The following is a 19,580-nucleotide window of genomic DNA, read 5'->3' as shown; positions in this document are numbered from 1 at the left end:
GCCCCTGGCCGACCGCGGCGGGCCTGCGTAGGCTCGGTCCCATGAGCGCCCCCACGCCCGCCGCCCCGTCCGCATCCCAGCCGTCGCCGGGCACGCCGGTCGGCTCTCCGCTCGCGAGGGCGGCGATCGCGGTCGCCGGCGTCTCGGTGCTGATCGCGATCGGGCAGTCCGTGTTCGCGACCCTCCTCCCGCTCGTCGCGCAGTCCCTCGCGCTGTCGGTCTCCTCGCTCGGCGCGATGCTCGCCGCGATCGGGCTGGTCTCCGGGCTCATCGCCCTGGTCGGGCTCGTGCTCGGCTGGATCTCGCTCGCGCGTCCGGAGCCGGCGCGTGCGCTCGCCGGGGCGGCGGTCGGCATCGGGGCGGCGCACGTGCTGACGCTCATCGCCTCCTTCGCGGCGCAGTTCGCCGTCGCGTTCGTCTGAGCTCAGCCCGCGCGGGGCCGCAGCACCGCAGCGCGCACGGATCCGCCGCGAGCGGGCCGGCGACGACGTCGTCGACGTGCATGCCGGCCGCCGTGCCGCGTCGCGGGGGAGTCGTGGATGCGGCGCCGGCTCAGCCGCGGCGCGCGGCCCGGAGGGTCTCGATCGCGGCGACCATGGCCGCGGCATCCTCGCGGTCGACGCGGGGCGCCGCGGTCACGTCGAGCAGCGAGGAGAAGTACATCCCGTCGCTGATGAGCAGCACCATCCGCGAGAGCAGCGGGTCGTCGGGGATCGACTCCTCGACGATGGCGCGCCACGCCCGCTCCGCGCGACGGAGCGCCGCGAGGGCCTCCGGGTACCGCTCGTCCTGGGCGATGCGGAGGAGCGCCGTCATCGTGCGGTCGAGGGCGCTGTCGTCGGCGACGGAGACCCGGAGGAAGGCCGTGAGGGGGCCGTCGGGGTCGGCGCGGATGGCCCGGGCGTCCTCGGCGACGAGGTCGTCGAGCCGCGCGACGAGGCCCGCGACGAGCTGCTCCTTCGAGCCGTAGTGGTAGAGGAGGCCGCCCTTCGAGACGCCCGCCCGCTCGGCGACCGCGTCGAGCGTGGCGGGGCGGTCGCCCTGCTCGTCGAGGATCGCGGCGAAGGCGTCGAGGATCGCGTCGCGGTTCGAGGGTCTCGGCATGCCTGAAACTCTACCGTCCAGACGGTATAGTTTCGACTCGTGACACGCACCCAGCCGACCCCGATCCCTGCCGCGAGCCGCGAGCCGGATCCCGAGGCCCCCCGCGCCGGCCGCCGCGAGTGGGCGGCGCTCGTGGTGCTCATGCTCCCCGTGCTGCTGATCTCGATCGACAACACGGTGCTGAGCTTCGCGCTCCCCGAGATCGCGGCCGAGCTGCGCCCGAGCGCCGCCGGCCAGCTCTGGATCGTCGACATCTACCCGCTCGTCCTCGCCGGCCTCCTCGTCGCCATGGGCAACCTGGGCGACCGCTACGGCCGCCGGCGGATGCTCCTCATCGGCGCGAGCGGCTTCGGCGTCGTCTCGGCGCTCGCCGCCGTCGCGCCCGACGGCGCCTGGCTCGTCGCGGCCCGCGCCCTCCTCGGCGTCTTCGGCGCGATGCTCATGCCCTCGACGCTCTCGCTCCTTCGATCGCTCTTCCTCGACCGGCGCCAGCGCCGCCTCGCGATCGCGATCTGGGCGACCGGCTTCTCGGTCGGCTCGGCGATCGGCCCCGTCGTCGGCGGGGTGCTGCTCGAGCACTTCTGGTGGGGCTCGGTGTTCCTCATCGCGGTGCCCGTGCTGCTGCCGCTCCTCGTGCTCGCGCCGATCCTCATCCGCGAGTCGCGCGACCCCGAGCCCGGCCCGATCGACGCCGCGGGGATCGCCCTCAGCATGGCCGCGCTGGCGCCCGTCGTCTTCGCGATCAAGCACGTCGCCACGGAGGGCATCGACCCGCTCGCGATCGCCCTCGCCGCGATCGGCGTCGTGGCGGGAGCGCTGTTCGTGCGGCGGATGCGCCGCCGTCCGAACCCCATGCTCGACGTCGGGCTGTTCGCCGTGCCCGCGTTCGGCGGCGGCGTCGTGATCAATCTCGTGAGCGTCTTCTCGCTCGTCGGCTTCCTGTTCTTCGCGACGCAGCATCTGCAGCTCGTCGTGGGGCTCAGCCCGCTCGACGCCGCCATCGCGCTCGCGCCCGGCGTCGTCACGATGATCGCCTCCGGCCTCCTCGCGGTCGTGCTCGTGAAGCGCATCCGGCCGGCCTTCGTCATCGCGGGCGCGCTCTCGATCTCGCTCGCGGCCTACGTCGTCATGGCGATCACGGGAGGGGATGCGGGAACGGGCCCCGTCGTGCTCGCCTTCGCGCTGCTGGGCCTCGGCATCGGCACGGCCGAGACCCTGTCCAACGACCTCATCATCGCGAGCGTCCCGCCGGCGAAGGCGGGGGCCGCCTCCGCCGTCTCGGAGACCGCCTACGAGCTCGGCGCGGTGCTCGGCACCGCGGTGCTCGGGAGCGTGCTCGCGGCGGCCTACCGCAGCTCGCTCGAGATCCCGGCCGGGATCGGGGCGGAGGATGCGGCGGCGGCCCGCGAGACGCTCGCGGCGGCCGGCGAGGCGGCCGAGCGCGTCGGCGGCGCCGAGGGCGCGGTGCTCCTCGAGTCGGCGCGGCACGCCTTCGACTCGGGCGTGCTCTCGACGAGTCTCGTGGGGGCGGCGCTCATGGCGCTCGCGGTGACGATCTCGCTCGTGGTGCTGCGGCGCGTGCGCGCCTGAGGCGCGTCGCAGACCGGCTCAGACGTCTGCCCTCGTCGTCGAACGACGAGCACGGGCGGCTGAGCCGATCGGCGGCTCGCGCCTAGAGGTCGCTCTCGGTCGACCGCTGCGTGACGCGCTGGCCGGAGGCCGGGTCCACGCCCGAGCGCTCGGTCGTGACGCTCGCACGGCGGCGCGCGAGGAGCGCGATGCCGATCACGACGACGACGACGCCCGCGCCCATGAGGATGTAGCCGACGAGGTCGAGGTCGATCCAGTTCACGGAGACGTCGAGCGCGAAGGTGAGGATCGCGCCGACGACGAAGAGGAAGATGCCGAGTCCGATGCTCATCGGGGTGTCCCTTTCTCGTACGGATCAGGTGCCTCAGACGTTAGACCCGGAGCCGCCCGCCGCCCAGTGGCCACCCGGTCGCGGGCGGGTTCCGCGGTAGGCTCGAGAGCGACCGCGCCCCGTCCGCACGGGCGTCGCGGACCTTTCTGGATGTCACCTGACAATCGCGTGGACGGCCTCCCGGCCGGCCGGGAGGAGTGCGCTGTGCCCCGTCGACTCGACATCGCCGTCATCCGAGGGGACGGCATCGGACCGGAGGTCGTCGAGGAGGCGCTCAAGGTCCTCCGCGCGGCCGTCGGCGACTCGGTCGAGCTCGCGCTCGCCGAGTACCCCTTCGGCGCCGGCCACTACCTCGAGACGGGCCGCATCCTCGATGACGAGGACGTCGCCGCGCTCGCCCGCCACGACGCGATCCTGCTCGGCGCGGTCGGCGGCGACCCCCGCGATGCGCGCCTCGCGGGCGGCATCATCGAGCGCGGGCTGCTCCTCAAGCTCCGCTTCGCGCTCGACCACTACGTCAACCTCCGCCCCACCGTCGTCTACCCGAGCGTGCCGAGCCCGCTCGCCGAGCCCGGCGAGGTCGACTTCGTCGTCGTCCGCGAGGGCACCGAGGGGCCGTACGTCGGCAACGGCGGCAACATCCGCCGCGGCACCCCGCACGAGATCGCGAACGAGGTGAGCGTCAACACGGCCTTCGGCGTCGAGCGCCTCGTGCGCGCCGGCTTCGCGCTCGCCGAGCGCCGCCGCCGCAAGGTCACGCTCGTCCACAAGACGAACGTCCTCACCCACGCCGGCTCCCTCTGGCAGCGGACCGTGGATGCGGTCGCGGCCGAGCACCCGGGCGTCGAGGTGGGCTACCTCCACGTGGACGCGGCGACCATCTTCATGGTCACCGACCCTGCTAGATTCGACGTCATCGTCACGGACAACCTCTTCGGCGACATCCTCACCGATCTTGCGGGCGCGATCAGCGGCGGCATCGGACTGGCGGCCTCGGGCAACATCAACCCCGACGGCGCGTTCCCCTCGATGTTCGAGCCCGTCCACGGCTCCGCACCCGACATCGCGGGCCAGCAGAAGGCCGACCCGACCGCGGCGATCCTCTCCGCATCCCTCCTCCTCGACCACCTCGAGCTGGAGGATGCGGCCGAGCGCATCCGCGAGGCGGTCTCGGCCGACCTCGCCGAACGAGGCGACGCCGCACGCGCCACCTCCGAGGTGGGCGACGCGATCGCGGCCCGGCTCCGAGAAGACCGGCTCCAATAAGACCGAAAGGGTCCGGATCCCGCCCGAGCTTGGCAGGATGGACCTGATCCACGGAAGAAGAGACCGACATGACGATTCCGCTCCAGATGGCCCGCAAGGACCTCGCCTGGGCCGTGACCCCGAACGAGTCCGCGAAGACGGAGGCGGAGCGCGCCGCCGTCCTCGCCGACCCCGGCTTCGGCAACCACTTCACCGACCACATGGTCGACATCTGCTGGTCGGAGCGGGGCGGCTGGCACCGTCCCCGCGTGCAGCCCTACGGCCCCATCCAGCTCGATCCGGCGGCCGCGGTCCTCCACTACGCGCAGGAGATCTTCGAGGGGCTCAAGGCCTACCGCCACGCCGACGGCTCCATCTGGTCGTTCCGCCCGGACGCGAACGGCCGCCGCCTCCAGCGCTCCGCCGAGCGCCTCGCGCTGCCGGAGCTGCCGGTGGAGTACTTCATCGAGTCGCTCGAGCAGCTCATCGCGGTCGACGGCGACTGGGTGCCGAGTGCCCCCGAGACGAGCCTGTACCTCCGGCCCTTCATGTTCGCGAAGGAGGCCTTCCTCGGCGTCCGCGCCGCGAAGAAGGTCAACTACTACGTCATCGCGAGCCCCGCGGGCGCCTACTTCACGGGCGGCGTCGCCCCCGTCTCGATCTGGCTCTCGACCGAGTACAACCGCGCCGGCAAGGGCGGCACGGGCGCCGCGAAGACGGGCGGCAACTACGCCTCCTCGCTGCTCCCGCAGCAGGAGGCGGCCGCGCACGGCTGCGCGCAGGTGCTCTTCCTCGACGCGCTCGAGGGCCGGTATCTCGAAGAGCTCGGCGGCATGAACGTCGTGCTCGTGAAGGCCGACGGCACGCTCGTCACCCCCGACAGCGACTCGATCCTCGAGGGGATCACCCGCGACAGCATCCTGCAGCTCGCCGAGGACCGCGGCCACCGGGTCGAGAAGCGGCCGGTCTCGATCGACGAGTGGCGCGACGGGGTCGAGTCGGGCGAGATCGTCGAGGCCTTCGCCTGCGGCACCGCGGCCGTCGTCACGCCCATCGGCCAGCTGAAGTCGGCGGGGTTCACGATCGGATCCGAGGATGCGGTCGCCGGCGAGCTCACCATGTCGCTTCGGCAGGAGCTCACCGACATCCAGTACGGCCGCCGCGAGGACCCGCACGGGTGGATGCGGAGGCTCGACGCGTGAAGGTCGCGCGCTTCACCAGCCCGGGGGCCGACGGCCCCCGCTACGGCATCGTCGACGGCGAGGACCTCGCGGTCCTCGTCGGCGACCCCATGCTCATGCCCTACGAGCCGACGGGGGAGCGGGTGCCGCTCGCGGAGGCGAAGCTGCTCGCGCCCGTCATCCCGCGCTCGAAGGTCGTCTGCGTCGGCATGAACTACGCCGCGCATCGCAAGGAGATGGGCCATGAGGGCCCCGACACCCCGCTGATCTTCCTCAAGCCGAACACCTCGGTCGTGGGGCCGGGCGACGCGATCCGCATCCCGCCGGTCGAGGGGCGCATCGTGCACGAGGGCGAGCTCGCGATCGTCATCGGGCACGTCGCGAAGCAGGTGAAGAAGGAGAACTGGCGCGACGTCGTCTTCGGGTACACGATCGCGAACGACGTCTCCGCCCGCGACCAGATGTTCGCCGACGGCCAGTGGGCGCGGGCGAAGGGCTACGACACCTTCTGCCCGCTCGGGCCGTGGATCGAGACCGAGCTCGACCCGGCGGACCTCGAGATCCAGACCTGGGTCGACGGGGAGCCGCGGCGCCACGGCCGCACGAGCGACCTGCTCCACAAGATCCCCGAGCTCATCGAGTACATCTCCGACGTCTGGACCCTGCTGCCGGGCGACGTCATCCTCACGGGCACGCCCGACGGGGTCGGCGGATTCCTCGACGGCCAGACCGTCGACATCCGCATCGAGGGGATCGGCACGCTGTCGAACCCCGCCGCGTACCGCGACCCGCGGTGACCGACCCGGTTCTCGTCCACCGCCGGACTCGCGGCGTCCTCGTCGCGGGGCAGGTGCTCAGCGGGCTGGGCATGGGGTCGACCCTCTCGGCGGGCGCCCTGCTCGCGACCCTGGTCTCCGGCTCCGAGGCCTTCTCGGGGGCGGCGACCACGGGATCCACGGTCGGCGCCGCGCTCGCGGCGGTCCCGCTCGCGGCGCTCGCCCAGCGCCTCGGACGATCCTCGGCGCTCGCCGCGGGCGCGCTGACGGCGGCCGCCGGCGCGTTCCTCGGGATCGTCGCGGCCGTGCTCGTCGTCTTCCCCCTGCTGGTCCTCGCCTTCGCGATGATCGGCGTCGGCACGGCCGTCAACCTCCAGTCGCGCTTCGCCGCGACCGACCTCGCCCCGCCCGCACGCCGCGGGCGCGACCTCTCGATCGTCGTCTGGGCGACGACGATCGGCGCCGTCGTCGGGCCGAACACGATCGGCCTCGGCAACCGGCTCGGGCTCGCGGCCGGGCTCCCGGAGCTCGCCGGCCCCTTCCTGCTCACGATCGCGGCGCAGGCGCTCGCGGCCGTCATCTACCTGGTCGGGCTGCGCCCCGATCCCCTGCTCCTCGCCCGCCGGCTCGAGGCCGCGGCCCCCGCGGCGGCGGTCGCGCGGGTGGATGCCGACCGCACGACCGCGCGGGTCGGCATCGCCGTCATCGGCCTCAGTCACGCGACCATGGCCTCCGTCATGGCGATGACGCCCGTGCACCTCACGCACCACGGCGCGACCCTCGAGATCGTCGGCCTCACGATCAGCCTCCACGTCGCCGGCATGTACGCGCTCTCGCCGCTCTGGGGCGTGCTCTCGGACCGTCTGGGTCGCATCCTCGTCATCGGCCTCGGCCAGGCGATGCTCCTCGCGGCGCTCCTGTGCACCTCGATCGGGGCGGAGTCGGAGGCGGCGGTCGTCGTCGGCCTCATCCTCCTGGGCCTCGGCTGGAGCGCGTCGACCGTCTCGGGCTCGGCGCTCGTGGCCGGCGCGACGAGTCCTGAGCACCGGACCCGCATCCAGGGCCGCTCGGATCTCGTGATGAGCGCCTCGGGCGGGCTCGGCGGGGCGCTCGCGGGCGTCGTGCTCGCGCTGCTCGGATATGCCGGGCTCTCGCTCACCGCGATCGCGCTCGTCGCGGTCGCCTCCGCGCTGCTGCTGACGCGGGTGCGGGCGGGCCGGGTGCGGTCGGTCGGCGCATGAGGCGCCTCGCGCCGGGGCTGCTCGCGGCCGCGTTCCTCGCGGCGCTCGCCTGGGGCGTGCACGCGGTCCTGTCGGCGGTGCCGTGGCTGACGGCCGCGCTCGTCCTCGGGGTCGCGGCCGGCAGCATCCCCGCGCTCCGCGCCCGGCTCGACGGCGCGCTCAGGCCGGGCGTCGCGCTCGCGGCGAAGCGGCTGCTGCGCCTCGGGATCGTGCTGCTCGGGCTCCAGGTGTCGCTCGTCGACATCGCGGGGCTCGGCTGGCCGGTCGTGCTCGCGATCGTCGCCCTCGTGGCGCTCGCCTTCCTCGCGACCTGGGGGATCGCGCGGCTGCTCGGGCTGGGTCGCGAGGAGTCGGTGCTCCTCGCCTCGGGCTTCGCGATCTGCGGCGTCTCCGCGATCGGCGCCATGAGCGCCGCCCGCCGCTCGAGCGAGCAGGACGCGGCCGCGCCGACCGCGCTCGTGACCCTCTACGGCTCGCTCGCGATCCTCGTCCTCCCGCTGCTCTCGCCGCTGCTCGGCCTCGACGCGCACGGCTTCGGCGTGTGGGCGGGCGCGAGCGTCCACGATGTCGGCCAGGTCGTCGCGACGGCCGGCTCCGCGGGTGCGGCGGCGCTCGCGGTCGGCGTCGTCGTGAAGCTCACGCGCGTGCTGCTCCTCGCCCCGATGGTCGCGGGCGCCTCGATCGGGACGCGGCGGCGCCTCGCGCGCGCGGGCGGGGAGGCGGACGGCTCGCCCCGGCCGCCCGTCGTGCCGCTCTTCATCGTCGGCTTCGCCGCGCTCGTCGTCCTGGGGACGCTCGTCGAGGTCCCCGAGCCGGTCCTCGCGGTCGCCGGCGGCCTCCAGTCGGCCCTCCTGGCGACGGCGCTCGCGGCGATCGGCGCCTCGCTGCGCCTCGACCGGCTCGTGCGCTCGGGCGGCCGCGCCCTGGCCGCGGGTGCGCTCGCCTGGCTCGCGATCCTCGGGCTCGCGCTCGGCGTCGTCGCGCTCGCCGCCTGAGGCCCCGCCCGCCCCGTCGTCGCGTGCTCGGCCGCGGTCTCTCGAGTGCGGACTCGGAGATCTCGCCTCCGCGCGACCGCCGTCGGCCGGATGAGGGCGATCCTCCGAGTCCCGGTCCGTCGCCGATCCGACGCGAGCCTCCACGGCATCCGGTCCTGGCTCCGCGACCTGCTGGTCTGAGCCGCAACTAGACTCGACCCCGATGTCCGAGCTCCCCTTCACCACCGCGACCGGCACCGACGTCACGGTGCGGTTCTGCCCCTCGCCGACCGGCACGCCGCACGTCGGCATGGTCCGCACGGCGCTCTTCAACTGGGCCTACGCCCGCCACACCGGCGGCCGCCTCGTCTTCCGCGTCGAGGACACGGATGCGGCCCGCGACAGCGAGGAGAGCTACCTCCAGCTCGTCGACGCGCTGCGCTGGCTCGGCATCGACTGGGACGAGGGCGTCGAGACGGGCGGCCCCGCGGGGCCCTACCGGCAGTCGCAGCGCGGCGAGATCTACCAGGACGTCATCGCACGGCTCAAGGCCGCCGGCTTCCTCTACGAGAGCTTCGTCACCCCCGAGGAGATGGAGGCGCGCAACCGCGAGGCGGGCCGCGACCCCCGCCAGGGCTACGACAACCACGAGCGCGAGCTCACCGAGGCGCAGCGCGAGGCGTTCCGCGCAGAGGGTCGCCGGCCCAGCCTCCGCCTCCGGGTGCCGGACACCGAGCTCAGCTACGTCGACCTCATCCGCGGCCCCGTGACCTTCCCGGCCGGGAGCTTCACCGACTTCGTCGTCGTGCGCCCGAACGGCGCCCCGCTCTACACGCTCGTGAACCCCGTCGACGACGCGCTCATGGGGATCACGCACGTGCTCCGCGGCGAGGACATCATGTCCTCGACGCCCCGGCAGATCGCGCTGTATCTCGCGCTCATCGAGATCGGCGTCACGGACTTCGTGCCGCGCTTCGCCCACATGCCGCTCGTGCTCGGGGAGGGGGCGAAGAAGCTCTCGAAGCGCGACCCCGAGTCGAACCTGTTCCACCACCGCGACCGCGGCTTCGTGCCGGAGGGGCTCATCAACGCCCTCGCCCTGCTCGGGTGGTCGATCGCGGCCGACCGCGACGTCTTCACGACCGAGGAGCTCGTCGCGGCCTTCGACATCGCCGACGTCAACCCGAACCCGGCCCGCTTCGACCAGAAGAAGGCCGACGCGATCAACGGGGACCACATCCGCATGCTCGCCCCGGAGGACTTCGAGTCGCGCATCGTGCCCTACCTCGCGGGGCTCGTCGAGCAGCCGCCGAGCCCTGCGCAGGCGGCGATCCTGCGGGAGGCCGCCCCGCTCGTGCAGGAGCGGATCGGCGTGCTGAGCGAGGCGCGGCCGATGCTCGAGTTCCTGTTCACGCCGGACGCGGAGCTCGTCGTCCAGGACGACGCCCGCCCGCGCGAGAAGGACCTCGACGAGGCGCGCCTCGTGCTCGACGCCTCGATCGCGGCCCTCGGGCGACTCGAGGACTTCGCCGCCGAGCCCATCGAGGCGGCGCTGCGCGCGGAGCTCATCGAGGGCGCCGGCCTGAAGCCGCGCACCGCCTTCGGCCCGCTGCGTGCGGGCGTGAGCGGCCGCCGCATCAGCCCGCCGCTGTTCGAGAGCATGGAGATCCTCGGCAAGGCGTCGACGCTCGCGCGTCTCACCGCCTACCGCCGCACCCTCTGAGCGTCCGGCCGTCGGCGCCGACCGCCACCGCATCCCCGTCGTTCCACTCGCAAGAGACATGTCTGTCGCGCCCGGGACGGTGGTGTGCGGCCGTCTGCGCCGCAAGAGACATGTCTCTGGCAGCCACGGCAGCCATGGCCGCCACGCCGACGGGCGGGGGCGGCCGCGTCAGCGCTTGGGGGGTGCGGGCAGCTCGCGCACCGTGCCGGTGCGCTTCGCGATGGCCGTGATGCGCCGCGGCGAGAGCAGCAGCCAGGCCGCGGCCGTGAGGAGCAGGCTGCCCGCGAAGACGCCGGCGCCGAGCCAGCTCACCTCGTCGCGTCCCGCGTACATGGTGTTGAGGTTCCGCAGCGCGCCCGTCGTGAGCACGAGCCCGACGTGCACGACCGTGAAGCCGACGAAGTACCAGAGCACGAACGCGTGCGTGCGCCGCGCCGCGGCATCCCCGAGGAGGCCGGAGGGCCGGCGCCAGGAGGCCGGCCAGCCCGGCGAGAGACGGAGGCCGGTCGCGAGCGCGAGCGGCGCCGCGAGGAACACGGTCGCGAAGTAGGAGAGCTGCTGCAGCGCGTTGTAGTTCACCCAGCCGTGGTGCACGGGCCACTCGAAGGAGGCGTACTGGAGCCCCGCCGAGACGGCGTTCGGCACGACCTCCCAGCTGAGCGGGACGATCCGCATCCACTGCCCGGTCGCGACGAGCAGCACGACGAACGCGAGACCGTTGAGGACGAAGAGGGTGTCGACGACGAGGTGCCACCAGGTGTGGATCGACAGGCGGGCGGGCGCGCCCCGCAGTCTCGGGAAGCGCACGGGATCGCGGGTCCAGAAGGCGGGCGGCCGCACCTTGGAGCGGATGCGCAGCCCCGAGGCGACGATGAAGACGAGGAAGAAGGCGTTGAGCCCGTGCGACCAGTTGAGCCACCAGGGGAAGCCGACGGGGGTGCCGGGCGGCGGCGCCACCTCGCCGGGGTAGCGCGCCAGGAATTCGAGCACGGCGGGCTGCTCGCGCAGCCAGCGCGCGAGGACGACGACGATCGCGCCGGCGACGAGGAGGCCGAGGACGAGGAGGACGAGGCGTGCGCGACGGGAGCGGGGGGCGTTGCGCGGCACGGTTCCAGCTTATCGACGGCACCCCGTGCGCCGCGTCGGCGCGACTGCTCGGATGCGGGCCGCCCCGCACGGCTGCTGCTCATGTGAGCAGAGAGCCCTACTTCCGTTGCATCGGCCGGCCCGATCGCCCTAGCGTGATGGGACCCGCAGCACCGAAGACCAACGGAGGTCGACCTCAATGAAGAAGTCCCTGCTCATCGCCGCCATGGCCGCGCCGGCCCTGCTCGCGCTCTCCGCCTGCTCCGTCACGACGAGCCCCGGCGGCGCCGGCGGCGGGGACGACGACGGCACGCTCAAGGTCGGCTTCAGCCAGGCCACCCAGCAGTCCCCCTTCTACGTGGAGCTCGGCGAGGGCGTCAAGCAGGCCGCCGAGGCCGCCGACGCCGAGCTCAGCTACGTCGACGCCAACGGCGACATCACGAAGCAGAACAACGACATCGAGGACCTCATCACGCAGGGCGTCGACGTCCTCCTCGTCAACCCGGTCGACCCGCAGGGCATCGCGCCCTCGATCGCCGCCGCGAAGGCCGCCGACATCCCGGTCGTCACGGTCGACCGTCCCGCCGAGGGCGCGATCGCGCACGTCGGCCGCGACAACGTCGCGATGGGCGAGCTCGTCGGCGAGGCGGTCCTCGAGGCGCTCGGCGACGAGGGCGGCAAGATCATCGAGATCCAGGGGGATGCCGGCGGCAGCGTCGCGATGGACCGCTCGCAGGGCTTCCACGACGCCCTCGAGGGCGCGTCGGGCATCGAGTTCGTCGAGGGCCCCTACGCCGAGTACATCCGCTCGAACGCGGTGACCGCGATGCAGGACCTCCTCCAGGCGAACTCGGACGTGAAGGTCGTCTACGCCCACAACGACGACATGGCGCTCGGCGCCCTCCAGGTGCTCCAGGAGAACGGCCGCGACGACGTGCTCGTCGCCGGCGTCGACGGGCTCATGGAGGCCGTCGAGGCGATCGCGGACGGCGAGCAGTACGTCGCGACCTCGCTCAACGACCCGATCGCGCTCGGCGCGACCGCCGCGGAGACCGCGATCGCCGCCGCGGAGGGCGAGGACGTGGATGCGGAGATCGACGCCGGCACGGAGCTCGTGACGAAGGAGAACGCCGCGGACTACGTCGGCGACACCCTCTTCGCCCTCGCCAAGAACTGACCCACTCCTCCGGGAGGGCGGCGAACAGCCTCGCCGCCCTCCCGACCCCTGCCCGCGCTCGCGCGAGAAAGCCGTGATCATGACCGAGAAGATGACCGCCGTCCAGATGCACGGCCCGGGCGACCTCCGGGTCGAGCAGGTCGAGATCCCGACGCCGGGCCCAGGCGAGATGCTCGTCGCGGTGGCGGCGTGCGGGGTCTGCGGGTCCGACATCCCCCGCATGAACGTCAACGGCGCCTACCGCCACCCGATCATCTGCGGCCACGAGTTCTCGGGGCACGTGACGCAGGTCGCGGATGACGTGACGGCGTTCCAGGTCGGCGACCTCGTGAGCGTCCCGCCGCTGCTGCCGTGCCGGCGGTGCGAGAGCTGCCTCGAGGGGCACTTCAGCCTCTGCGAGGACTACGACTACTTCGGCAGCCGCCGCGACGGCGCCTACGCCCAGTTCGTGATCGTGCCGGAGGACAACGCGCTGAAGATGCCCGAGGGCCTCGACCCGCGCGCCGCCGCCATGATCGACCCGAGCGCGATCGCGCTCCACGCGCTGCTCCGCACCGGGGTCGGGCCCGGCTCCCGCGTCGCCGTCATCGGCGCCGGCCCCATCGGCCTGTTCGCGGTCCAGTGGGCCCGCATCAAGGGCGCGACGGAGATCCTCGCGGTCGACCTCAACGAGCAGAAGGCCGCCATGGCGGTCGAGGCGGGCGCGACGCACACCGCGAACGGCGACGAGGAGGCGCGCGCCCACGCCGGCAAGGGCTACGACGTCGTCATCGAGTCGGCGGGCGTGCCGCCGACGATCGCGCTCGCCGTGTCGCTCGTGGCGCGTCGCGGGCACGCCGCCTTCATCGGCATCCCGAACTCGACGGTCCAGCTCGAGAAGGCGGTCTTCAGCCACTTCCTCCGCAACGAGGTCACGCTGCACGGCAGCTGGAACTCCTTCTCGGCGCCCTTCCCGGGCCGCGAGTGGACGGAGTCGGCCGAGCGCCTGGCGAGCGGCGAGCTGCGCTGGGAGTTCATGATCACGCACGAGCTGGGGCTCGAGGCGCTGCCCGAGACGATGAAGCAGCTCTTCGACCGGTCTATCTTCAGTTCGAAGGTGCTCTTCCTCCCCAACGAAGCGTGAGCTGATGACGTACTTCCTGTCCATCGACATCGGAACCGAGAGCGCGCGCGCCGCGGTCTACACCGACGCGGGCGTCCGCGTGGGCGACGGCGTCGCGAGCTACCCGACGGCGTTCCCGCGCCCGGGCTGGGCCGAGCAGGATCCGCTGCAGTGGTGGGCGAGCGCGGCGGAGGCCTCGCGGCAGGCGCTCGCCGAGGCGGGGACCAGCGCGGTCGCCGGCATCGGGGTCGCGACGACCTCCTCCTCGGTCGCGGTGCTCGACGAGCACGGGCGGCCGCTCCGCCCGGCACTGCTCTGGATGGATGCGCGCGCGGCGGCGCAGTCGCGGCGGACCGCGGAGGTCGACCACCCGGCGCTGCGCTACGCGGGCGGCTCCGACAGCTCGGAGTGGCTCGTCCCGAAGGCGATGTGGCTCGCGGAGCACGAGCGCGACCTCTACGACCGCGCGGCGCACATCGTGGAGGCCGTCGACTACCTGACCTTCCGGCTGACGGGGGAGTGGGTGGGCTCGCGGCTCAACGCGACCTGCAAGTGGAACCTCGACAGCCGCGACGGCGGGCTCCCGGCGGAGCTCTACGCCGCGCTCGGCGTCCCGGAGCTCGCCGACAAGCTGCCCGCCGACATCCGCGAGGTCGGTGCGCCGGCCGCCCGGATCACCGACGAGGCGGCGGCGAAGCTCGGGCTCGTGAATCGACCCGTCGTCGGCGTCGGCGGCATCGACGCGCACCTCTCGCTCGTGGCCCTCGCGGGGCACAGCGCCAACCCGGTGTCGATCGTCGCGGGCACCTCCAACGCCTTCATCGCGGAGCTCGAGGAGCCCGTCTTCTCGCCGACCATCTGGGGCCCCTACCCGCGCGCGCTGAGCGAGCGCTGGCTCGTCGAGGGCGGCCAGGTCTCGGCCGGCTCCGCGCTGACCTGGCTGGCCGAGCGCGTCCTCGGCTTCGGCCGGGAGCGCATCCAGGCCCTCATCGCGGATGCCGGCGCGATCGCGCCCGGCTCGCACGGCCTCCTCGCGCTCGACAACCTCATGGGCAACCGGACGCCGCTGCGCGATCCCGAGCTGCGCGGCGCCGTCCTCGGCCTCTCGCTCGCGACGACGCCCGCCGAGCTGTACCGGGCCTCGGTCGAGTCGGTCGCCTTCGGCACCCGGCAGGTCCTCGACTCCTTCGCGGACGCCGGGGTCGACACCTCGGACGTGTACCTCACGGGCGGCATCCGGCACAACAGCCTCTGGCTGCAGACGACGGCCGATGTCCTGGGCCGTCCCGTGCATCTCGTCGACGGCGAGAACCTGACCCTCATGGCGTGCGCCGCGATCGGGATGTCGGCCTCGGGCGAGACGGGATCGCTCGCGGCCGCGGCGGAGCGGCTCCGTCCCGCGGCGCGGCGCGTCGAGCCGGACCCCGCGTATCGGGCCGTGCTCGAGGAGTCCTACGCGCTCTACCGGGAGGCGACGACCGTGACGACGGCGCTCCACCATCGGCTCGCGGCCCGCTCGGGGGCGGTGCACTCGTGAACGCCGAGACGGAGCTGCTCGCGGTGCGCGCCGCCGAGCTCTACTACGAGGACGGGAAGACGCAGGACGAGATCGGCGCGATCCTCCACCTCACCCGCTGGAAGGTGGGGCGTCTGCTCACGCAGGCGAAGGAGGCGGGCTTCATCCGCATCGAGATCGTGCACCCCCGCGCCCGCCGGCTGCCGCTCGAGCGCGAGCTGCGCAACCGCTTCGGGCTGCAGGACGCGGTCGTCGTGCCGCGCGCCGGCGCCGAGTCGGAGGCGGAGCTGCGCACGCGCGTCGCCGCGGGTGCCGCCGAGTACCTGACGCAGTTGCGCCCCGTGCCGCGGACGCTCGGCATCAGCTGGGGGCGCACCATGCACGACGTCGCGCAGGCGCTCGGCGAGGGCTGGGCGAACGGCGTCAACGTCGTCCAGATCAACGGGGGCGTGAGCCTCAACCGCCGCGCCTCGACGGCCGCGAACACCGCCGTCACGATCGCCCAGAAGGCGGGCGGCTCGGCGACGCTGCTGCCGAGCCCCGCGATCCTCGAGGAGGCGGAGACCCGCCGCGCGATCGAGCGCGACCGCACGGTCGCGGGCGTGCTCGAGCTGGGGCGCTCCGCGAACGCCTACGTCTTCACGGCCGGGACGGTCGATCCGCGCTCGGTCCTCGTCGAGTCCGGCTACCTCTCGGCCGAGGAGGCCGGCGAGCTGGTCCGCAAGGGCGCCGTCGCGGACGTGCTCGGCCGCTTCATCGACGCGGACGGCAACATCATCGACCCCGCCCTCGACGAGCGGACCCTCGGCCTCGGCATCGAGGACATCCGCGGCGCCGGGACCGCGATCGCGGTCATCTCGGGCGAATCGAAGCACGACATCTGCCGGGTCGTCGTCGCGAGCGGGCTCTGCACCGTCCTCGTGACCGACGACGACACCGCCCAGCACCTCCTGGAGGGAGCCGCATGAGCCCCGACGCGCCGACCACGGCGACCGCCCCCCGCACGACCGCCCCGCGGCTCGAGATGCGCGGCATCCACAAGTCCTTCCCCGGCACGCACGCCTGCAAGGGCACGCGCCTCGAGGTCGCGGCGGGCGAGGTGCACTGCCTCCTCGGCGAGAACGGCGCCGGCAAGTCGACGCTCATGAAGATCCTCGCCGGCTCCTACCTCGCGGACGAGGGCGAGATCCTCGTCGACGGGGCGCCGGTGACCCTCACGAGCCCCGTCGACGGGATCGCGGCCGGCATCGCCGTGATCTACCAGGAGCTCGACCTGTTCCCCGACCTCACGGTCGCGCAGAACCTGTTCCTCGGCCACTCGCCCTCGCGCGCCGGCCTCGTGCTGCGCGGCCGCCGCACGCAGCTCGCGAAGGAGTATCTGGCGCGGGTCGGCGCGACGTTCTCGCCCGACGCGGTCGTCGGCCGGCTGCCGATCGCCGACCAGCAGCTCACCGCGATCGCGCGCGCCCTCACGGTCGACGCCCGCATCATCGTCATGGACGAGCCGACCGCGACCCTCGGCGCCGACGACGTCGAGAAGGTCTTCGCGGTCGTGCGCGGGCTGCGCGCCGAGGGCCGCAGCGTCATCTACATCTCGCACCGCCTCGACGAGGTGACGGCGATCGGCGACCGCATCACGGTGCTCCGCGACGGGCGGGATGTCGCGCGCCACGAGGTCGCGACGACGACGAGCGAGCAGTGGATCGCGGACATGATCGGCGAGAAGCAGCGCGAGCTCACCGAGGTGAACACGCGGCCCGTGCCGAGTGGGGAGCCGGTCCTCGAGATCGAGCGCGCCGCGATCCCGGGCCTCATCGACATCGAGGGCATCCAGGTCCGCGCGGGCGAGATCGTGGGGCTCGCGGGCCTCGGCGGCGCGGGGCGCACGACGCTCCTCTCCGCGATCTACGGCGCCCGCCCCGCGACGACGCGGCTGCGCCTCGACGGCCGCCCCCTGCGCATCCGCGGGGTCCGGGACGCGACCGCGGCCGGCTTCGGCCTCGTGCCCGAGAGCCGGAAGACGGAGGGGCTGATGCTCGGGCTGTCCGTCTCGCGCAACGCCGGCATCGCCTCGATCGACACGGCCCCCTGGCTGGCGCCCCACGCGCGCGGCCGCCGCATCTCGCAGCCCGTGCTCGAGCGGCTCGGCGTCAGGCACTCGAGCCCCCACCAGGCCGTCGGCCAGCTCTCGGGCGGCAACCAGCAGAAGGTCGTCCTCGCGAAGTGGCTCGCCCGCGGCATCCGCGTGCTCCTCCTCGACGAGCCGACCCGCGGCCTCGACATCGGCGCGAAGGCGGACCTCTACCGGCAGGTCCACGCCGTCGCCGAGCAGGGCGCCGCCGTCCTCGTCGCCTCCTCCGAGCTCTCCGAGCTCATGGCGAACGCCGACCGCATCATCGTCCTCCACGAGGGGCGCAAGGTCGGCGAGTTCGACCCGCGAACCGCCTCGGAGGAGACCATCACCCACGCCGTCATCAGCGGAGAGAAGCCATGAACACCCTGAACGCCCCAGCCCCCGCACCCGAGGCGGCCACCGCATCCCCGGCTCGCGAGCTGTGGCGGCGGCGCGGCTCGAGCTGGCTCGTCAAGGGCAACCTGCTCATCGTCTTCGCGGCGCTGTTCGTCGTCGCCTCGCTGCTGTCGCCGAACTTCCTCACCGTCCGCAACCTCGCGAACCTGCTCCAGCAGTCGAGCCTCACCGGCATCCTCGCGGTCGGCATGACCCTCGTCATCCTCACCGCCGGGATCGACCTCTCGGTCGGCTCGACGGCCGCCTTCAGCGGCATGATCGTCGCGATCGCGCTCGACGGCGCGCTGCCGATCCCGGCGGCCGTGCTGCTCGCGCTCATCGTCGGCGTCGGCGTCGGGCTCGTCATGGGCTCGATCGCGGCCTGGATCCGCCTCCCCGCCTTCATCGTGACGCTCGCCGGATTGACGGCGATCCGGGGCGGCGCGTATCTCACGACCGACGGCAAGCCCGTCGGGCAGGACCTCCCCGAGGCCTTCACGATCGTCGGCGGCGGCTACCTCGGCGTCATCCCGATCACGGGCATCGTCTTCATCGTCGTCGCCCTCGCGGCGGCCGCGATCCTGCGGTTCACGACCTTCGGCGAGTACATCTACGCGGTCGGCAGCAACGAGGAGGCGGCGCGCCTCTCGGGCGTGCCCGTCCGCGTCGTGCAGATGGCCGTCTTCGGGATCTCGGGGCTCACGGCGGCGCTCGCGGGTATCCTGCTCACGAGCCGCCTGACCATCGCCCAGCCCACGGCCTTCCAGGGCGCGGAGCTCGACGCCATCGCGGCGGTCGTGCTCGGCGGGGCGAGCCTCTTCGGCGGCAGAGGAGGGATCAGCGGCACCGTGATCGCGGTCTTCCTGCTCTCGGTGCTGAAGAACATCTTCAACCTGATGGGCATCGGATCGTTCTTCCAGATGGTCGCCACCGGCGTCATCCTGGCAGTGGCGCTCATCCTGAACAAGCTGATCGACGCGCGGGCGCGCGCGATCTGAGAGGACCGGACATGACCATGGAGCGAGCCGTCGCCCCCGCCCAGCGGGCGGTCGACATCCTCGGCGGCGACGTCAGCGAGACGGCCCTGCGCGGCTACCTGGAGGGCCTGCCCGGCGTCGACGCCGTCGGCCTGGAGCAGCGCGCCGCCGGGCTCGGCACGCGCTCGATCAAGACGAGCTCGAAGGCCTGGGCCCTCGACCGCATCATCGAGCTCATCGACCTCACGACGCTCGAGGGCGCCGACACCCCCGGCAAGGTGCGCTCGCTCGTCGCGAAGGCCCTCGTCCCCGACCCCGCCGATCGCACCGCGCCCCGCGTCGCCGCCGTCTGCGTCTACGGCGACATGGTGCCGCACGCCGTCCAGGCGCTCGGCGCCGCGCATGGCGACCCCGACCAGGGGCTCGTGAGCGTCGCGGCCGTCGCGACCGCCTTCCCCTCCGGCCGCGCCTCGCGCGACATCAAGCTCGCCGACACGCGGGATGCGGTGGCGCACGGCGCGGACGAGATCGACATGGTCATCGACCGCGGCGCGTTCCTCGCCGGCCGCTGGGGCCAGGTCTTCGACGAGATCGTCGCCGTGAAGGAGGCCTGCCGGAAGGCGGACGGCACCTACGCGCACCTCAAGGTCATCCTCGAGACCGGCGAGCTCACCACCTACGACAACGTCAAGCGCGCCTCGGTGCTCTCGATCCTCGCGGGCGGGGACTTCATCAAGACCTCGACCGGCAAGGTCGCCCCCGCCGCGACCCTCCCGGTGACGCTGCTCATGCTCGAGGTCGTCCGCGACTGGCACCGCCTCTCGGGCGAGCGCATCGGCGTGAAGCCGGCGGGCGGCATCCGCACCTCCAAGGACGCCATCAAGTACCTCGTCACCGTCGCCGAGACGCTGGGGGAGGAGTGGCTCGTGCCGCACCTGTTCCGCTTCGGCGCCTCCTCGCTGCTCAACGACGTGCTGCTGCAGCGGCAGAAGCTGAAGACCGGCGCCTACTCCGGCCCCGACTACGTCACGATCGACTAAGGACCGCA

At 73.2% G+C, this 19,580-nt stretch carries 18 protein-coding genes; 15 read left to right on the top strand and 3 right to left on the bottom strand.

Annotation, left to right across the window (positions count from 1 at the left end; all coding sequences use genetic code 11):
- Positions 1-41 precede the first annotated feature (41 nt).
- Positions 42-422, top strand: a complete 381-nt coding sequence (locus tag OF852_RS06780) for a hypothetical protein (protein ID WP_271121037.1) — start codon at positions 42-44, stop codon at positions 420-422.
- Positions 423-552: 130 nt separating this feature from the next.
- Here the strand turns inward: OF852_RS06780 and OF852_RS06775 are convergent, their stop codons facing one another.
- Entirely contained in the window at positions 553-1,104 is a 552-nt protein-coding gene (locus OF852_RS06775; RefSeq protein ID WP_271121036.1) for a TetR/AcrR family transcriptional regulator, read from the bottom strand.
- A gap of 63 nt (positions 1,105-1,167) precedes the next feature.
- Here OF852_RS06775 and OF852_RS06770 point away from each other — a divergent pair, with 63 nt between their 5' ends.
- Entirely contained in the window at positions 1,168-2,694 is a 1,527-nt protein-coding gene (locus OF852_RS06770; protein WP_271121131.1) for an MFS transporter, read from the top strand.
- 82 nt (positions 2,695-2,776) lie between these two features.
- On the opposite strand, the gene OF852_RS06765 is transcribed toward OF852_RS06770, so the two are convergent.
- Positions 2,777-3,025: a DUF6458 family protein gene (locus OF852_RS06765; protein ID WP_271121035.1), complete on the bottom strand. Its 249-nt coding sequence runs from the start codon at positions 3,023-3,025 to the stop codon at positions 2,777-2,779.
- Between the two features lie 204 nt (positions 3,026-3,229).
- On the opposite strand from OF852_RS06765, the gene OF852_RS06760 reads away from it, so the two are divergent.
- The 6 genes from OF852_RS06760 to gltX all read left to right on the top strand — a co-directional run bounded on the left by OF852_RS06760 (position 3,230) and on the right by gltX (position 10,165).
- On the top strand, positions 3,230-4,291 hold the full coding sequence (locus OF852_RS06760) for a 3-isopropylmalate dehydrogenase (protein WP_271121034.1): 1,062 nt from the start codon (positions 3,230-3,232) through the stop codon (positions 4,289-4,291).
- Positions 4,292-4,377: 86 nt separating this feature from the next.
- On the top strand, positions 4,378-5,472 hold the full coding sequence (locus OF852_RS06755; protein WP_442908659.1) for a branched-chain amino acid aminotransferase: 1,095 nt from the start codon (positions 4,378-4,380) through the stop codon (positions 5,470-5,472).
- On the top strand, positions 5,469-6,248 hold the full coding sequence (locus OF852_RS06750) for a fumarylacetoacetate hydrolase family protein (RefSeq protein ID WP_271121032.1): 780 nt from the start codon (positions 5,469-5,471) through the stop codon (positions 6,246-6,248). The genes OF852_RS06755 and OF852_RS06750 overlap by 4 nt, the downstream gene beginning before the upstream one ends.
- Positions 6,245-7,468, top strand: a complete 1,224-nt coding sequence (locus OF852_RS06745; protein ID WP_271121031.1) for an MFS transporter — start codon at positions 6,245-6,247, stop codon at positions 7,466-7,468. Before OF852_RS06750 ends, OF852_RS06745 begins: the two co-directional genes overlap by 4 nt.
- The gene (locus tag OF852_RS06740; protein WP_271121030.1) at positions 7,465-8,463 is read left to right on the top strand and encodes a YeiH family protein; all 999 of its coding nucleotides are present in this window, start codon (positions 7,465-7,467) and stop codon (positions 8,461-8,463) included. Before OF852_RS06745 ends, OF852_RS06740 begins: the two co-directional genes overlap by 4 nt.
- A 202-nt stretch (positions 8,464-8,665) precedes the next feature.
- Positions 8,666-10,165, top strand: coding sequence for a glutamate--tRNA ligase (gene gltX / locus OF852_RS06735; RefSeq protein WP_271121029.1), 1,500 nt, complete (start codon positions 8,666-8,668; stop codon positions 10,163-10,165).
- A 168-nt stretch (positions 10,166-10,333) separates the two neighbouring features.
- On the opposite strand, the gene OF852_RS06730 is transcribed toward gltX, so the two are convergent.
- A complete protein-coding gene (locus OF852_RS06730) occupies positions 10,334-11,272 on the bottom strand; it encodes a cytochrome b/b6 domain-containing protein (RefSeq protein ID WP_271121028.1) in 939 nt (312 codons plus the stop codon).
- Positions 11,273-11,450: 178 nt separating this feature from the next.
- Here OF852_RS06730 and OF852_RS06725 point away from each other — a divergent pair, with 178 nt between their 5' ends.
- The 7 genes from OF852_RS06725 to deoC all read left to right on the top strand — a co-directional run bounded on the left by OF852_RS06725 (position 11,451) and on the right by deoC (position 19,572).
- Entirely contained in the window at positions 11,451-12,428 is a 978-nt protein-coding gene (locus OF852_RS06725; RefSeq protein WP_271121027.1) for a substrate-binding domain-containing protein, read from the top strand.
- 79 nt (positions 12,429-12,507) lie between these two features.
- On the top strand, positions 12,508-13,551 hold the full coding sequence (locus OF852_RS06720) for a galactitol-1-phosphate 5-dehydrogenase (protein ID WP_271121026.1): 1,044 nt from the start codon (positions 12,508-12,510) through the stop codon (positions 13,549-13,551).
- Between the two features lie 4 nt (positions 13,552-13,555).
- On the top strand, positions 13,556-15,067 hold the full coding sequence (locus OF852_RS06715; protein WP_271121025.1) for an FGGY-family carbohydrate kinase: 1,512 nt from the start codon (positions 13,556-13,558) through the stop codon (positions 15,065-15,067).
- Complete coding sequence (locus tag OF852_RS06710) at positions 15,064-16,014, top strand: sugar-binding transcriptional regulator (RefSeq protein ID WP_271121024.1); 951 nt, start codon at positions 15,064-15,066, stop codon at positions 16,012-16,014. Before OF852_RS06715 ends, OF852_RS06710 begins: the two co-directional genes overlap by 4 nt.
- Positions 16,011-17,540 (top strand): sugar ABC transporter ATP-binding protein, encoded by a 1,530-nt coding sequence (locus OF852_RS06705; RefSeq protein WP_271121023.1) that lies wholly within the window; start codon positions 16,011-16,013, stop codon positions 17,538-17,540. Before OF852_RS06710 ends, OF852_RS06705 begins: the two co-directional genes overlap by 4 nt.
- The gene (locus tag OF852_RS06700; protein WP_271121022.1) at positions 17,537-18,553 is read left to right on the top strand and encodes an ABC transporter permease; all 1,017 of its coding nucleotides are present in this window, start codon (positions 17,537-17,539) and stop codon (positions 18,551-18,553) included. Before OF852_RS06705 ends, OF852_RS06700 begins: the two co-directional genes overlap by 4 nt.
- A gap of 11 nt (positions 18,554-18,564) precedes the next feature.
- Entirely contained in the window at positions 18,565-19,572 is a 1,008-nt protein-coding gene (deoC, locus tag OF852_RS06695; protein ID WP_271121021.1) for a deoxyribose-phosphate aldolase, read from the top strand.
- Positions 19,573-19,580 lie beyond the last annotated feature (8 nt).

Source organism: Homoserinibacter sp. YIM 151385 (assembly GCF_027912415.1).
In the GTDB taxonomy this organism is placed as follows: Bacteria; Actinomycetota; Actinomycetes; order Actinomycetales; family Microbacteriaceae; genus Schumannella.
The sequence above is the reverse complement of the archived record's forward strand: the minus strand, read 5'-3'. Positions and strand labels throughout refer to the sequence as shown.

Coding starts and splice junctions, on each gene's coding strand:
- deoC (WP_271121021.1), top strand. CDS start 18,565: ATGACCATGGAGCGAGCCGTCGCCCCCGCCCAGCGGGCGGTCGACATC.
- gltX (WP_271121029.1), top strand. CDS start 8,666: ATGTCCGAGCTCCCCTTCACCACCGCGACCGGCACCGACGTCACGGTG.
- OF852_RS06765 (WP_271121035.1), bottom strand. CDS start 3,025: ATGAGCATCGGACTCGGCATCTTCCTCTTCGTCGTCGGCGCGATCCTC.
- OF852_RS06755 (WP_442908659.1), top strand. CDS start 4,378: ATGGCCCGCAAGGACCTCGCCTGGGCCGTGACCCCGAACGAGTCCGCG.
- OF852_RS06780 (WP_271121037.1), top strand. CDS start 42: ATGAGCGCCCCCACGCCCGCCGCCCCGTCCGCATCCCAGCCGTCGCCG.
- OF852_RS06775 (WP_271121036.1), bottom strand. CDS start 1,104: ATGCCGAGACCCTCGAACCGCGACGCGATCCTCGACGCCTTCGCCGCG.
- OF852_RS06700 (WP_271121022.1), top strand. CDS start 17,537: ATGAACACCCTGAACGCCCCAGCCCCCGCACCCGAGGCGGCCACCGCA.
- OF852_RS06720 (WP_271121026.1), top strand. CDS start 12,508: ATGACCGAGAAGATGACCGCCGTCCAGATGCACGGCCCGGGCGACCTC.
- OF852_RS06705 (WP_271121023.1), top strand. CDS start 16,011: ATGAGCCCCGACGCGCCGACCACGGCGACCGCCCCCCGCACGACCGCC.
- OF852_RS06725 (WP_271121027.1), top strand. CDS start 11,451: ATGAAGAAGTCCCTGCTCATCGCCGCCATGGCCGCGCCGGCCCTGCTC.
- OF852_RS06715 (WP_271121025.1), top strand. CDS start 13,556: ATGACGTACTTCCTGTCCATCGACATCGGAACCGAGAGCGCGCGCGCC.
- OF852_RS06740 (WP_271121030.1), top strand. CDS start 7,465: ATGAGGCGCCTCGCGCCGGGGCTGCTCGCGGCCGCGTTCCTCGCGGCG.